Below are 13009 nucleotides of genomic sequence, written 5' to 3' on the forward strand. Positions count from 1 at the left end.
CCAATACCCATATCGAGAGAGCGAATGGATTCAGCTAACCAGTGTGCCAACTGCGAGAAGACGGGGCTGCCGATCCTGCCGGTTCGGTACACGGTCGTACCGAATACCGTGACGGCAAAGTTGCCCGCCGGCATTGGCGGGCATGGGGTGATTGACGTCAAACTCACTGAACATCGATACGCGGTGCGCACGTTGCGTGCAGGTTGGCTGTATCTGTTCTACGTAAAGGGTGCGCGAGGCAGTAACTACTGGGAAGCGTACAACGTGACGGAGGATGGGCGCTTGTGGAAGCAATCGCTTCCGTTGCCGGTCGAGCCGACGACTCATCCTACGTGCGCAAAGAAAGCAATCGCGGTACCAATGGACATCATTGCTATCGAGAGACCGGAGAAGTGCACTGACCGTGTGTATATCGCGTTTTCGCAACACGCGTGGCATCGCGATACGTTCGAGCTGTACAAGAAGGATGCGGCGCTTCGTCAGCGGCGCATGCAATGGATCGAGCCGTCGAAATGGATCTCAGCCGGCCAAGATGCGCAAGGGCATGGTGTCGTTGCAACCCGAAAAAGTATCGATGATGTCATCGAGTACATGCCGGGTCTCGATCCAAAACTGTTGCAGCCGCCTGAGCAGACGCTTAGCGACGAAACTGGCAAATACAAGCCGGAAGTAATGCGCCAGGAGACAACCTGTTACCCATTGCATATTCGTCAGGCTTCGCCGGCGTCGGCCAGTGACGCATTGATCAGGGTGATGAATGATGTCGGCCAGATCGGCGCGGGCAAGCATCATCCGCCGATGCTCTTGGCATTATGGGACGGTATCGGGAACGTTCATGAATTGAACGGCTTCCGCAACGACGCTGGAAGCTGGTTGATGACCTACACGCGCGAGCGCGTGATACAGGTCGATGCGCTCGAGTCCATCACTGCTGCCGAAGGCATGGTACGCAACGGTGCAGTCGAGTCGAAGAGCCGTTCGCGGTCGGCGTGGACAGCGGGTTGGGAAGCGCTCAAGAATAATCCGTATGCTGCGGATGGGGTTCCTGACGCTCTGGTTGTATCTCCGGAGCAGCAGGCGATGTCCGACAAAAAAATTTCCGTGGCCGGAGTGATCACGCCGGCTGAGGCAAAGCAGATCGGCGATGCCGCTTGGCCGAAATACTACCGAAAACTCGACCCGCGGAAGCTTGATGTGTTTCGGCCGTGGTATGAGTCGGTGCAGAAGGCATCGCATCAGTTGCAGGCCAATCGAACGTCGGACGTTGGCGCTTGGTTGAAAGCGTCGACGTTTCTGGTCACGCTGCACGATTATCACGAAAACGACTTCCAGGATGGCGTAGCCTTTGCCGCAGTCATCGACGCCGCGTTGTGGGGATTGCCATCGGAGGAAAAGGGCGCCAAGTTGATCGAGGATCTGGTCAACAACATGGACCCGACGCAACCGTCGAGTCTGGTCTGGCGGGCTTTCGCGTATAACCAGCGGGATCAGAAGGAGGAAATCAAAGCGCTGCTGGCGAAGGCGACCGAATACAAGGCACAGCCAGCGAGTGTCGGTGATCAGGTCAGCCATTGGGCCGACTTCGTGTCCTCATATATTCTCAAGAATGCGAAGTCCTTCTTGAAGTTTTGCGACAAGATGACGGATGTGCTCAAGCGCGGAGCAACGGCGGTGTCGGGTTCGGAACTGGTTGTGAAAGGTATTCGTGCCGATCAGCTCGCCGTGACGATAGGCAATGGCCTGTTCAAATGGAGTAAAAGCGCGGAGTTGGCCGATTGTGTCGGTATGTATCTGATTCGTGGCACGTTGATGATACGCGGCGGAATTGCGCAGGCGGACACGATCAAGCTTATCAGAGCGGCGATGGCAGCCGAGCCGGCGATGCGCCTGGCTTTGCAGATGGGCTATCGCACGCTGCGGCAGCAGGGTCTACCGCCGCCTCAAGCATATGTACGTTCGCTGCAGGCGGTAGGATCGGATAAGCGTGTCAAGAGTTTGACGGACATGTGGGAGGAGGTTAGCCGTTCGGAGAAGGGGGCATCGACGCAGTTGAATGCCCGGGTGGCTAGTACGCTGGTTGTAATCGAGATGTTGAACTTCGGATGCTTGCTTGCCAAGGCGGATAAAAGCAGCGATGACTACGCGTTGCTGGTCGCGTCCGGGGTGTCTGTGGTGGGGGCGGTTTTTACGGTTTCGGAGAAGGCGCTCAAGGCATTCTCGAGTCAGGCAGCGCAGACACTGCGCAATCTGAAGGCGATTACGAGTTTCTTGGGGGGAGTTTCGGCGCTGATTCAGGGGATTGTGGATTTCCGGAAAGGCATTGATAAAGTTCAAGGTGGTAGCTACGGCATCGCCGTTTTTTACTTTATCAAGTCGATGCTTGGTATTGGCACAGGCATTTCATATCTTCTTACCGCTCTGACATCGTCGGCCCCACTGCTTGCCCGCCTGGCCGGTGGTGGGAGCCGCATTGTGATTCTGGCGAGGGGCGGTGCTGCGGGCATTGCAGGTGCGACTACCAGATTGGGATCGTTTGCGACACCCGAGGTTGCGGAGGCTGGCGGATGGCGTGCTCGACAGGCGGCGGCAAAAGCGGCGGGCAGAACTGCAGTCGGTGTGGCAGCGGAGGAGGCGGGTATCACGATTGGTTCGCGAGGAGCATTGTTGGTCCTCGGCCGCAGTGTCTTGATCCTGACTGGCTGGGAGGTCGCTTTAGCAGTGGTCGCTATCCAGTTTTTGATTTGGTATTTCTCAGATGATGATTTGCAGACATGGCTTGAAAAGTGCACGTTCGGACGGAAACCTGCGGATCCGGTTTGGGATGCTGGAAAGCAGAGCGATGAATATGAGAAGGCATTGAAGGCAATTGGGCTTTCGACTGACGGAGCAGATTGATGATGGCAGGCACAGCGAAATCCTCCCCTACCCAATTGTTGAGGGGGCATATCCAGAATCTCCGTCGCACGAGGCAGCTTCAGGAGTTCTTGTTTACGGATGCGGATCGGATAGCGATGGGGGCAACGGCTGTTGCAGCGAGTTTGGCAGGTCTCGGAGGCGTGGCTGTCGGGCTAGCTGCGTCTGCGGATGATACGGCCGAAGAGGCTGATCTGCTTGAATTCGAGCTGGACGGGAAAAGCATTCGCGCATGGGTATGGGTATCCGTGTTCAAAGAAGGCGATGAAGTTGAGATTGTCGCAGAACAATTGGGTCAGGTATGGCATGCATTTGGCATCAGACGTATCAGCGATCGAATCGTAGCGCTACATCCGCATTGCAGTCGTGGCCGATATGCACACTATAGGGCGACGGTGCGGTGGTGGATTTTGGTATATTCATTATTGATGTCGATAATGATTATTTTGGGTGCGATTATTATCCCCATGAAAGGGGTTGATGACTGGCTTGGGATTTTTTATATGTACGCAGGGGGAGGGGGCATAGCTGCTGCTATTTTTGGTGCGATTGCATTCAACATATCTAGGAAATATATGGGGTTTGTTCGTCTCGCAGAAGGGATTTTTTCTGGATTTGGTTGGAAAAATGCGAAGAACATCGATTTGCCTGCGATCACGAAAAAGAGCAAGCAGCCAGGGGAGCCTGGGGCATTAGGTATCTTGTATTTTCGTTACTAGAAGCAGCCCGCTCACTCGATAATGGGGCTTTCGCTTGGCGGAATGGATTGATAATGACAGATACGGTAAAACCGTCCCCTACCCAATTGTTGAGAGGGCGTATCCAGAATCTCCGTAGCACGCGGCAGTCTCAGGAGTTTTTTTTTACGGATGCGGATCGGGTCGCGATGGGAGCAACGGCTGTTGCGGCGAGTTTGGCGGGTCTCGGTGGCGTGGCTATCGGGCTAGCTGCGTCTGCGGATGATACGGCGGAGGAGGCAGATCTGCTTGAATTTGAACTGGATGGAAAAGGCATTCGTGCGTGGGTATGGGTCTCCGTGTTCAAAGAGGGCGATGAGGTCGAAATTGTTGCAGAACAATTGGGTCAAGTATGGCACGCATTTGGCATCAGGCGTATCAGCGACCGAATTGTTGCGTTACATCCGCATTGCAGTCGCGGTCGATATGCGCACTATAAGGCGACGGCGCGATGGTGGATTGGACTGACGGCTGCATTTTTGTTGGCTTTTAATATTTTCGCTGCAATTGTTTTGTATTTCAGTGGTGATAATGATTGGTATGGTATTTTGAATTTGTTCTTGGGGGGTGGGGTAATTGTTTTGTCTATTACTGGCATAATTGCATTTCGTATATCCAGAAAGATGATGAAGTTCGTTCGTCTTGCTGAGGGAATTTTTTCCGGATTCGGCTGGAGGGGCGTGAAGAGCATCGATCTGCCTGCGATCACAAGAAAGAGCAAGCATCCCGGAGAGCCTGGTGCATTAGGCGTCTTGTATTTTCGCTACTAACGTAGTCTGCTCACTCGAAGGTTGACGCCTTATTCATGATGAATCTCATCCGCATCGGTGACGACACCGACCACGGCGGCAAGGTGATCACCGGTTCATCGACGATGCGTTTCGATGGCCGTTACGTTGCTCGCAAGGGCGACGAGGTATCCTGCCCTCAACACCCAGACGTCAAACCGAATTTGATCGAGGAGGGCGACGAATCGATGACAGATAACGGTGTTCCGATTGCGCGGCACGGTCACCGGGCGACCTGCGGCTGTCACCTGATTTCGAGCCTTACGTGACCTGGACGACTTGCGGCGCGACTTGATCGAGGCTTCGGGGCAGGCAGTCAGGCGAGCATGATTGTGCCTGGCCGCGGCGTGCAACGTCGAATTTCCGCGCCTGTGTTGGCCGACATCACGACAAGTTGGACAAAACTCGTCACTGGCGCATGCACGGCGAAGAAGTGATCCATCACGACGATGAATGTGCTGAGACTGGCGGCGGCAAACGCTTGCTCGTCGACCGTCAACGTCACTTCGAGACCTCGCACGAAGCTCGGCATCGGTTCTCCCGGCAGCCAGAGTCGCTTGACGCTATGGCTCAGGTTCGTCAGTCCGTCGAGCAGGTTCGCGTATCCCGCAGAGTGAGCAGCGAATTGGCGGAACAGGCGCTTTAGTTCCACGAGCCCGGTACGGGTCAATTCGATCGAGTGTGGGGCGAACTGCGTGATGAGCCGCCAAGCCGCATCACCTTCCTTCGACAATCGTGCGACTTCCGTCGGTGCGTCCAGCATCACGATGCGTGAAACCATCGTTCCCTGTTCGTTCACCAGATCACCGTCCTCGGCTCCGGCCCGCATCGCACGAGGGAGACTGCCATTCGAGCAGGAGACATCCGCTGTTATCTGTTCGATCCCGGTGTCGGTCGCCGGTCGGCCGTCGAGTTCGACCAGGCTCAGCGCGGTTTCCTTCTTTCCCGATGGCGAGGCGACGTTGTGTTGCTTGAGAACCCAATAGGGACCGGCCGGTTTGGCGGAACTGCCGTGCATGAGCGACGTGAACGGATGAATGATGTTCGCTCCGGATCGGTTCGTGGTGGTACGGACCGCGTCGACGGACCAGATTTCGACGCCGGCGGCATCCGTATTCTGGGATTGCACGGGGTACGTGTCCGTGATCGGATTCCGCTTGACTGGCAGCGACGTAAGCCGGAACAGGTTGACGATCGGTGTGCAAAAGAGCTTCAGATTGTTCGCCGACAGATTCTTCAGTCGCTGTGCCGTCCACGAATCCGGATGAACGCCGCAAATGGCGAGATGCAATGTGAACTGCTGGCCGGAACCTGCGGCATGCGCGAGCGCAGCGAGGTCGACGTCAATGAAATCGAATTTCTTCGGAAACGCAAAATATTCGCTCAGTAGCCGCAGGGCCGGCGGCCCGTGATCTTCGTCGAACAGTTTCTCGGCGCCATCGAAGCCTACGGCGGTGAGCGGTGGTGTGGGCAGCGTTGACCAGCGACGTTCGATGTTTTCGACAAAGGCCGCCGGCGTGCGCATCGTCATCGTGTCCATTACCGTACCGACGACTTCGCGGGTGCCATTGACATGGATGCGCAACGGGCTGGGGACGGCTTCGAGGCGAAAGTCAGGCCGCGCTACCTCGAAAGTGATGGAGAGCAGGCCGGTCGTACCGGGAGGCAGCACGACGTCGGCGGGCACAGCCGTAGCCGATGCGTAGCGCGCTGCCGAAATGCGCACAGGCGCCAGCGTTACGTCATATACGGTGCGGAAACGGCAGTCTTCTACCTTGCTTGCGAGTTCCGTGTGGCGGGCAATGACCGATGGCTCAGTGAGCTTTTCGAACATGTCCGAGACATCGAACTGGGCAATTGCGCATGCCGGAATCGCTCGAAGATACTGGGGATACAGCATGCCGAGGAGCGCTTCGGCAAATTCAGGATAGTTGTCGTCGAGCCGATTGCCAATATCGGCGGCGAGGAGCGCGAACGACTGCAACATCCGTTCGATATGGGGATCTTCGGAATGGTCGCCGGAAATCCCCAGGCGAACGGCAATTTTGGGATAGCGCGTCGCGAAGGTTCCAATCGATCGGCGTAGTAGCGCAAGTTCTCGTTCGTAGTGCGGAAGCAGTTGATCCATTGCGTGAAGTGATGAACCTGCAACGCGGCGAACCGATATATTCGCCGACTGTTTCGGTTGCGCTGAATGGTGTCGGGCACGCTAACGTCATGACATTGCCATGATAACCGCTTGACGAAAAAAAACGTCGATCGGCTCGGGGAATTCCAATTCCACGATCGGCGAACCCGAAACGGGTTTTTAAATTTCGTACTGGCGGCCGCATATCTTTGTCGTACATGTCCCAACCTGACGAATTACATGCGGTGCTGGGCCGTAGTCACGCTTTGCGCGACGCAGTCGGAAAACATGGACCGGTTTGCCGGGATTCGACCTTTCGCGGATTGAAGGCGAAGCACCGCTTCGCTTGTGACTACCGGTCGCGCGCAGGACGTCGCCCGAATTCACCGTTCGTGTCGACCGACGAGCAGATCAGCATCCATCAAGAAGAGAACCTTGAGGGGATCGCGATGCACGTGGCCGAATGTCGTCGTTTGCCGCGCAACGCTGGAGATGGCGGTACGACGCTACAAACCGATGACGATGAATGTTCGACGGGGACACACCGCAGCAGGTGGCGTGGTTCAGCGCGGCCAGTTCCGCCGCGACACTACCGCAAAGCTGATCGCTATCGAACCCGTCACGGTGCGTTCCGGCGCGTCTTCAATCGCATCGCCGAAGCGAAAACGGCGGCTGCGTCCGTCGCTGCGTCCAGCACGACGCTTCGTTGCGCGTGCATCGGCCGCGGCGACGGCATCGCACGATGTATCAGCCAAGCACTCGGCCGCTTGATCAACAGGCATGTCAGTGAATTCCGTGAAGGGCATGCCCGTATTGAACGCCACGCGGTTCGATCAGTAAAATGAATGTTTTGATCGCTATGATTCCTTTAAAGAATGGAATTGAAACTGCTCCGAACCTTCCTGACGGTCACCGAACTCAGCCATTTCAGCCGCGCGGCCGACACGCTGCACATCAGCCAGCCGGCGCTTAGCAAGCAGATCGGCGCGCTCGAGGCGAGCCTCGGCGGCAAGCTGTTCGAACGTGGCAGGCATGGCGCGGAGCTGACGCCGTTCGGTGAACGCTTCCTGCCCGACGCACAGGCGCTCGTGCGCGATGCCGACGAAATCCTCGCGCGTGCACGGGAGGCGACCAGCGGGCAGCGCGGCCATCTGCGGCTCGGCATCTGCCTGTCCGTGCTGACGCTCGTGCCGAAACTCGTCGCGGAATTCCGGCGCCGCAATCCGGGTGTCGCGGTCACGCTGAGCGATCTGTCGTCGTCCGAGCAAACCCGTCGGCTGCGTGCCGGCAAGCTCGACGCCGGGTTCCTGCGTTTGCCGTCGGATGAAGGCTTGTCGTCGTTCAAGGTGATCGACGAGGCGCTCGCGCTCGCGGTGCCGCCGCACCTCGGCTTCAAGCGGGTGCCGGCCGATCTCGACGTGCTCAACGAGATCGGCTTCATCGCGCTGCAGCGCGCACGCGGCCCCGGGCTCGCCGCGCAGATCGACCGGTGGTGCGTCGAGCGGCGCTTCGTGCCGCAGGTCACGCAGCAGGCGGAGGACGTGCAATCGGTGCTCACGTCGGTCGCGGCCGGGGTCGGCGTCGCGTTCATTCCGTCGCACGCGCAGTACCTGCTGCGCGACGCGACCGTGTTGCCGCTCGCCGGCAGGGACGCGAAATGGCGCGTCGGGCTCGCGTGGCTGTCCGGCCGCGACGATCCCGTGACCGCGCGTTTCGTGTCGTTCATGCGCGCCGCGATCAAGGGCGCATGACCGGGCGTATAGTGTCCGCGATCGCCTTCCGCCTGAATGCCGGCCCGGCGCCGGCTCACGAACCCGAACCGATGACTTCAGAACCCGACGACTCCCCGCTCGATCCCGCACTCGTTGCGACGCTCGCGACGCTGCATGAAGCCGCGACCGATCCGTCCGGCAAAACGTGGTCGCTGCCGAAGATCGCGAAGCGCACGCAATTGCCGATGAGCACGCTGCGCCGCGTGCTGACGCAGCTCGACGCCGCCGGCCTGAGCGCGACGACGCTGAACGACGACGGCACCGGCAGCGCCGCCTTGACCGAAGAGGGGCGCGCCGTGTGCGCGCAACTGTTCGGTGGGAACGACCGCGGATGAAAAAACGGGTCGCCCGAAGGTGACCCGTCATATTGCGGTTCGATATGCGGCATCACCACCGCGCCGTCACCCCACCCATGACGGAATGACGGTAGGTCTGGTCGTTCAGCCCATGCCGGTAGCCGACGTCGAGATCGAGCCAGGGCTTCGGCGAGTAGATCGCGCCCGCGATCACGAACGCCGGATTCGCGCCGGCCGTGCTCTCGGTGTTGCGCGACAAGCCGATGTCGGCCACGAGCTGCACCTTGTCGGTCGCCTTGTAGAGCGCCGCGGCCGACACGGCCCAGACCGAGCGCAGGTCGCCCTGGCGGTTCGGCTGGTACGCGAGGCCCGCATTCGCGAGCAGCGAGAAGCGCGCGACGTCGGCTTGAGCGAGCAGCGTGGCGCCGGTGCCGACGCGGCCTGTGCCGAGCCCGCGATCGTCGTTGCCGGTCGGCATCGTCACCTGCGGTTTCAGCGCAAGCGACAGCGGCCCGCGTTCGACGAAGCGCCACTTCATGCCGATCTCGACATCGCCGATGCCTGCGCCGTGTTCGTCGGTGCGCGTTTGCAGATGCGTGTAAGGCGCGTTCACGTAGAGATCGACGTGCTCGCCGAACCCGCGCGTGAGCGTCGCGTTCCACAATTGATGGCGGCCGTTTTCGTCCTGTTTCGAGGTTTGCTCGCCGTTGAACTCGAACTGCCAGTTCGCGTTGCCCTGCGTACCCGTGTCGTCGCTGACGAGCGGATGGGCCGCGTACGCGTACAGCGGCGCGAGCAGGGTGCTCGCGGCCGCGAGCGAAAGCATTCTTTTCATGAAGTCACCGTTGTTGCGTCGTGGGCGGCCGGCCCGCGCGGGCCGGCACGCCGTCGTTTCGGAGGCGATCAGAACCACTGCTTGTAGCGACGCACATAGATCGTCTTGACGATCTGCGCGAGCAGGATGTAGCCGACCATCGTCGCCGCGAGCCACAGCCAGTAGGTGCCCGGCAGGTGCATGAAGCCGAGCGAATCCGCGAACGGCGAGAACGGCAGCCAGCAGCCGATCGCGATCGCGGTGAACGTCGACAGCAGCACCGGCAGCGCGGCCGTGCTCTGCAGGAACGGGATCTTCTGCGTGCGCAGCAGGTGCACGACGAGCGTCTGCGACACGAGACTCTCGATGAACCAGCCCGAGTTCATCACGATCTGGCCGCCCGAACCGCCGTGCAGGTGATACATCGCGCCCGCGCCGAACACGGTCCACATCAGCACGTAGGTCGTGATGTCGAACACCGACGACGTCGGCCCGACCCACAGCATGAAGCGGCCGATGTTGCCGGCTTCCCACTTGCGCGGTTTCTTCAGGAACTCGGGATCCATCTTGTCCCACGGCAGCAGCATCTGCGACGTGTCGTAGATCAGGTTCAGCACGAGCAGCTGGGTCGCGAGCATCGGCTCCCACGGCAGGAACGCGCTGGCGACGAGCACCGAGAACACGTTGCCGAAGTTCGAGCTGGCGGTCATGTTCAGGTACTTCAGGATGTTGCCGAACGTTTCGCGGCCCTTGATCACGCCTTCCTCGAGCACCATCAGGCTCTTTTCGAGCAGGATGATGTCGGCCGTTTCCTTCGCGATGTCGGCGCCGCTGTCGACCGAGATGCCGACGTCGGCGTCGCGCAGCGCCGGTGCGTCGTTGATGCCGTCGCCGAGGAAGCCGACCGTGTGGCCGTTCGCCTGCAGCGCCTTCACGATGCGCGCCTTCTGCAGCGGCGTGAGCTTCGCGAACACCGTCGTGCGTTCGACGACCTCGGCGAGCGTCGCGTCGTCGAGCGCCTCGATTTCGGCGCCGAGCATCGGCTTGCCCGGTTCGAGGCCGACCTGGCGGCAGACCTTCATCGTGACGGTCGGGTTGTCGCCCGTCAGCACCTTCACCGACACGCCGTTCTCGCGCAGCGCGGCAAGCGCCGGCGCGGCCGATTCCTTCGGCGGATCGAGGAAGGTCAGGAAGCCGCGCACGACGAGATCGCGCTCGTCGGCGGTGCGGTATTGTTCGCGTTCGTCGCCGCGCGGGATCGTGCGCGTCGCGAGCACCAGCACGCGGAAGCCGTCCTCGTTGTACGCGTTTGCCTGTTCGAGCAGCCGCTTGCGTGCGACGAAATCGAGCGGGCGTACGCCGTCCTCGTCCTGCACGTGGGTCGACACCGCGAGCATTTCCTCGACCGCGCCCTTGCAGATCAGCTGGTGCGTGCCGTGCGTGTCCTCGACCACGACCGACAGGCGGCGCCGCACGAAGTCGAACGGCAGCTCGTCGATCTTCTTGTAGCCGTGCGGCTTCACGCGCTCGCCGATCTCGTCGGCGCGCGCGACCACCGCGATGTCGATCAGGTTCTTCTGGCCGCTCTGATGAAAGCTGTTCAGCCAGCCGAGCCGCAGGATGTCCTCGTTCTTGTGGCCGGACAGGTCGAGATGGTGCTCGAGGATGATCTTGTCCTGCGTGAGCGTGCCGGTCTTGTCGGTGCACAGCACGTCCATCGCGCCGAAGTTCTGCACGGAGTTCAGCCGCTTCACGACGACCTTGCGACGCGCCATCGCGATCGCGCCGCGCGCGAGGTTCGCGCTCACGATCATCGGCAGCATCTCGGGCGTGAGGCCGACGGCCACCGCGAGCGCGAACGTGAGCGCGCTCAGCCAGTCACCCTTGGTCAGGCCGTTGATCATGAACACGATCGGCACCATCACGAACATGAACCTGATCAGCAGCCAGCTCACGCTCGCGACGCCGCGATCGAAGCTGGTCTCGATGCGCTTGTGGCTCACGACGTTGCGTGCGAGCGAACCGAAGTAGGTGTCTTCGCCGGTCGCGACGACCACGGCCGTCGCGGTGCCGCTCACCACGTTCGTGCCCATGAAGCACACGTTCTCGAGATCGAGCAGCGACTTGGACGCATCGTTCGCGGCGGCGGACGAGCCCGTCGCGCCTGCGCCGGCCGACTTGCCGGCGACCGCGCCGAGCGTGTCGTATTTCTCGACCGGCAGCGCTTCGCCGGTCAGCACGGCCTGACTGATGAACAGGTCGCGCGACGCGAGCAGGCGCACGTCGGCGGGGATCATGTCGCCGGCCGACAGGTGCACGATGTCGCCGACCACCACTTCACGCATCGGCACCTCGCGGCGCGCGGGCTCGGACACGTCGGTCACCGCGCGCTGCACGGTCGCCGTCGTGCGGACCATCGCCTTGAGCTTTTCGGCCGCGCGCAGCGACCGGAATTCCTGCACGAAGCGCAGCAGCGCGCTGATCGTGACCATCGTCAGCAGGATCGTCATCCCGACGAAGTCGCGATCGCCGGGCGCCGCGAAGTAGACGTCGGTGCAGAAGCTGATCGTGGCCAGCACCAGCAGCACGTAGACGAACGGATTGTGGAACGCGTGCAGCAGCTGGCGCGTCCAGTGCGGCGGCTTGTCGTGCGCGATCTCGTTCGGACCGTTGTGCTGCAGGCGATCGGCGGCCTGGTCGTAGGTGAGGCCGCGCGTGCTGGTGCGCAGCGACTTGAAGGTTTCTTCGAGCGGGCGGGCCGCTTCCTGCGCGGCGCGCATGTTGCGCGGTTCGTTTTGCTGACCGGGGCCGGCGTTGATGAAGCCGCGCTGTTTCTTTTGCGATGTTTGCGAAGTGTTGTGTCGTGTCATGAGTCGCTCCTTGCGCACGAGGCGGCGGGCGGGGAGCGACCGTGACGTCAGCGACGCACGAGCGCTCCCCGCCGCGTCGCGTCAGGCGCGATCGGCTGTGGATCGGTGAAGGGGGGAACGCTCGCCGGCGCGCGGAGTGCGGCCGAAGGATCGATGCGCGGCGTCGCACCGGCGAGCGGTAATCGACTACTGTCGTCCGAGTTCATCTGCACTCCTGTCGGTTGCGAGTAGGCGGCACGGGCGATCGGCAGCCGCGCACGCACGAGGGCGCGCGGCCGGACGGCACGCGAACGGAACACGCACGCAGCTTGCGCTGCGCGCAGCACGAACGTACGCACGCTGCAACGCAGGGTTGCGCAGCGCGGACATTCGGCGATATCGAAAAAATTCGGCGGGGGATTCTGGCCGGTCAGGCCGGAAGGACGCCGCATCCTGCTTCCCGGGATGCGGCAGAAGACGAGGCTCTGCGCGGTTTCCTCAGGCAGCAGTCAAGTTGGTCGAGGACCAACTACAACTCGCATCGGTGTTCACAGAACACTCCATGTAATTCAGACGGGGGCGATGGTAAAGGCTCGTTGTGCGAAGCGTCAACCCTTTTGTCGGAAGATGCTTGCGAAATGTTATCGGCGCGATGCCGGACAGTCGGGCCGCCGCACGGCAGAAAACGCATGCAGCCGCGCGCGACTGCATG

11 protein-coding genes are annotated in these 13009 nt (G+C 60.7%); 7 read left to right on the forward strand and 4 right to left on the reverse strand.

Annotation, left to right across the window (positions count from 1 at the left end):
• Positions 1–24 precede the first annotated feature (24 nt).
• The 4 genes from U4Z64_RS00865 to U4Z64_RS00880 are packed head-to-tail and all read left to right on the forward strand — an operon-like array spanning position 25 to position 4707.
• Complete coding sequence (locus U4Z64_RS00865; protein WP_321818955.1) at positions 25–2895, forward strand: T6SS effector BTH_I2691 family protein; 2871 nt, start codon at positions 25–27, stop codon at positions 2893–2895.
• The gene (locus tag U4Z64_RS00870) at positions 2895–3632 is read left to right on the forward strand and encodes a putative type VI secretion system effector (protein WP_321818956.1); all 738 of its coding nucleotides are present in this window, start codon (positions 2895–2897) and stop codon (positions 3630–3632) included. Before U4Z64_RS00865 ends, U4Z64_RS00870 begins: the two co-directional genes overlap by 1 nt.
• A gap of 53 nt (positions 3633–3685) precedes the next feature.
• Positions 3686–4420: a putative type VI secretion system effector gene (locus tag U4Z64_RS00875; RefSeq protein ID WP_321818957.1), complete on the forward strand. Its 735-nt coding sequence runs from the start codon at positions 3686–3688 to the stop codon at positions 4418–4420.
• A 35-nt stretch (positions 4421–4455) separates the two neighbouring features.
• Entirely contained in the window at positions 4456–4707 is a 252-nt protein-coding gene (locus U4Z64_RS00880) for a PAAR domain-containing protein (RefSeq protein WP_321818958.1), read from the forward strand.
• Between the two features lie 47 nt (positions 4708–4754).
• Here U4Z64_RS00880 and tssF read toward each other — a convergent pair whose 3' ends face one another.
• Positions 4755–6566: a type VI secretion system baseplate subunit TssF gene (tssF, locus tag U4Z64_RS00885; RefSeq protein ID WP_321818959.1), complete on the reverse strand. Its 1812-nt coding sequence runs from the start codon at positions 6564–6566 to the stop codon at positions 4755–4757.
• Between the two features lie 218 nt (positions 6567–6784).
• Between tssF and U4Z64_RS37575 the strand changes: the two genes are divergently transcribed.
• The 3 genes from U4Z64_RS37575 (at position 6785) to U4Z64_RS00900 (ending at position 8673) form a co-directional block, all read left to right on the forward strand.
• Positions 6785–7411, forward strand: a complete 627-nt coding sequence (locus U4Z64_RS37575; protein ID WP_415750544.1) for a hypothetical protein — start codon at positions 6785–6787, stop codon at positions 7409–7411.
• A gap of 30 nt (positions 7412–7441) precedes the next feature.
• Positions 7442–8317, forward strand: a complete 876-nt coding sequence (locus tag U4Z64_RS00895) for a LysR family transcriptional regulator (RefSeq protein ID WP_321818960.1) — start codon at positions 7442–7444, stop codon at positions 8315–8317.
• A gap of 71 nt (positions 8318–8388) precedes the next feature.
• Positions 8389–8673 (forward strand): transcriptional regulator, encoded by a 285-nt coding sequence (locus tag U4Z64_RS00900; protein ID WP_044843344.1) that lies wholly within the window; start codon positions 8389–8391, stop codon positions 8671–8673.
• Positions 8674–8725: 52 nt separating this feature from the next.
• On the opposite strand, the gene U4Z64_RS00905 is transcribed toward U4Z64_RS00900, so the two are convergent.
• The 3 genes from U4Z64_RS00905 to U4Z64_RS00915 all read right to left on the reverse strand — a co-directional run bounded on the left by U4Z64_RS00905 (position 8726) and on the right by U4Z64_RS00915 (position 12749).
• Positions 8726–9469, reverse strand: a complete 744-nt coding sequence (locus U4Z64_RS00905) for a transporter (RefSeq protein WP_321818961.1) — start codon at positions 9467–9469, stop codon at positions 8726–8728.
• A gap of 68 nt (positions 9470–9537) precedes the next feature.
• The gene (gene mgtA / locus U4Z64_RS00910; protein WP_321818962.1) at positions 9538–12318 is read right to left on the reverse strand and encodes a magnesium-translocating P-type ATPase; all 2781 of its coding nucleotides are present in this window, start codon (positions 12316–12318) and stop codon (positions 9538–9540) included.
• A gap of 47 nt (positions 12319–12365) precedes the next feature.
• The gene (locus U4Z64_RS00915) at positions 12366–12749 is read right to left on the reverse strand and encodes a hypothetical protein (protein WP_193759914.1); all 384 of its coding nucleotides are present in this window, start codon (positions 12747–12749) and stop codon (positions 12366–12368) included.
• Between the last annotated feature and the right edge of the window lie 260 nt (positions 12750–13009).

It is taken from the genome of Burkholderia sp. BCC1996 (assembly GCF_905339955.1).
GTDB lineage: Bacteria > Pseudomonadota > Gammaproteobacteria > Burkholderiales > Burkholderiaceae > Burkholderia.

Excerpts from the sequence above, each read along its gene's own strand:
- U4Z64_RS00865 (WP_321818955.1), top strand. The coding sequence starts at position 25 with ATGGATTCAGCTAACCAGTGTGCCAACTGCGAGAAGACGGGGCTGCCG.
- U4Z64_RS00870 (WP_321818956.1), top strand. The coding sequence starts at position 2,895 with ATGATGGCAGGCACAGCGAAATCCTCCCCTACCCAATTGTTGAGGGGG.
- U4Z64_RS00875 (WP_321818957.1), top strand. The coding sequence starts at position 3,686 with ATGACAGATACGGTAAAACCGTCCCCTACCCAATTGTTGAGAGGGCGT.
- U4Z64_RS00880 (WP_321818958.1), top strand. The coding sequence starts at position 4,456 with ATGATGAATCTCATCCGCATCGGTGACGACACCGACCACGGCGGCAAG.
- tssF (WP_321818959.1), bottom strand. The coding sequence starts at position 6,566 with ATGGATCAACTGCTTCCGCACTACGAACGAGAACTTGCGCTACTACGC.
- U4Z64_RS37575 (WP_415750544.1), top strand. The coding sequence starts at position 6,785 with ATGTCCCAACCTGACGAATTACATGCGGTGCTGGGCCGTAGTCACGCT.
- U4Z64_RS00895 (WP_321818960.1), top strand. The coding sequence starts at position 7,442 with ATGGAATTGAAACTGCTCCGAACCTTCCTGACGGTCACCGAACTCAGC.
- U4Z64_RS00900 (WP_044843344.1), top strand. The coding sequence starts at position 8,389 with ATGACTTCAGAACCCGACGACTCCCCGCTCGATCCCGCACTCGTTGCG.
- U4Z64_RS00905 (WP_321818961.1), bottom strand. The coding sequence starts at position 9,469 with ATGAAAAGAATGCTTTCGCTCGCGGCCGCGAGCACCCTGCTCGCGCCG.
- mgtA (WP_321818962.1), bottom strand. The coding sequence starts at position 12,318 with ATGACACGACACAACACTTCGCAAACATCGCAAAAGAAACAGCGCGGC.
- U4Z64_RS00915 (WP_193759914.1), bottom strand. The coding sequence starts at position 12,749 with ATGCGGCGTCCTTCCGGCCTGACCGGCCAGAATCCCCCGCCGAATTTT.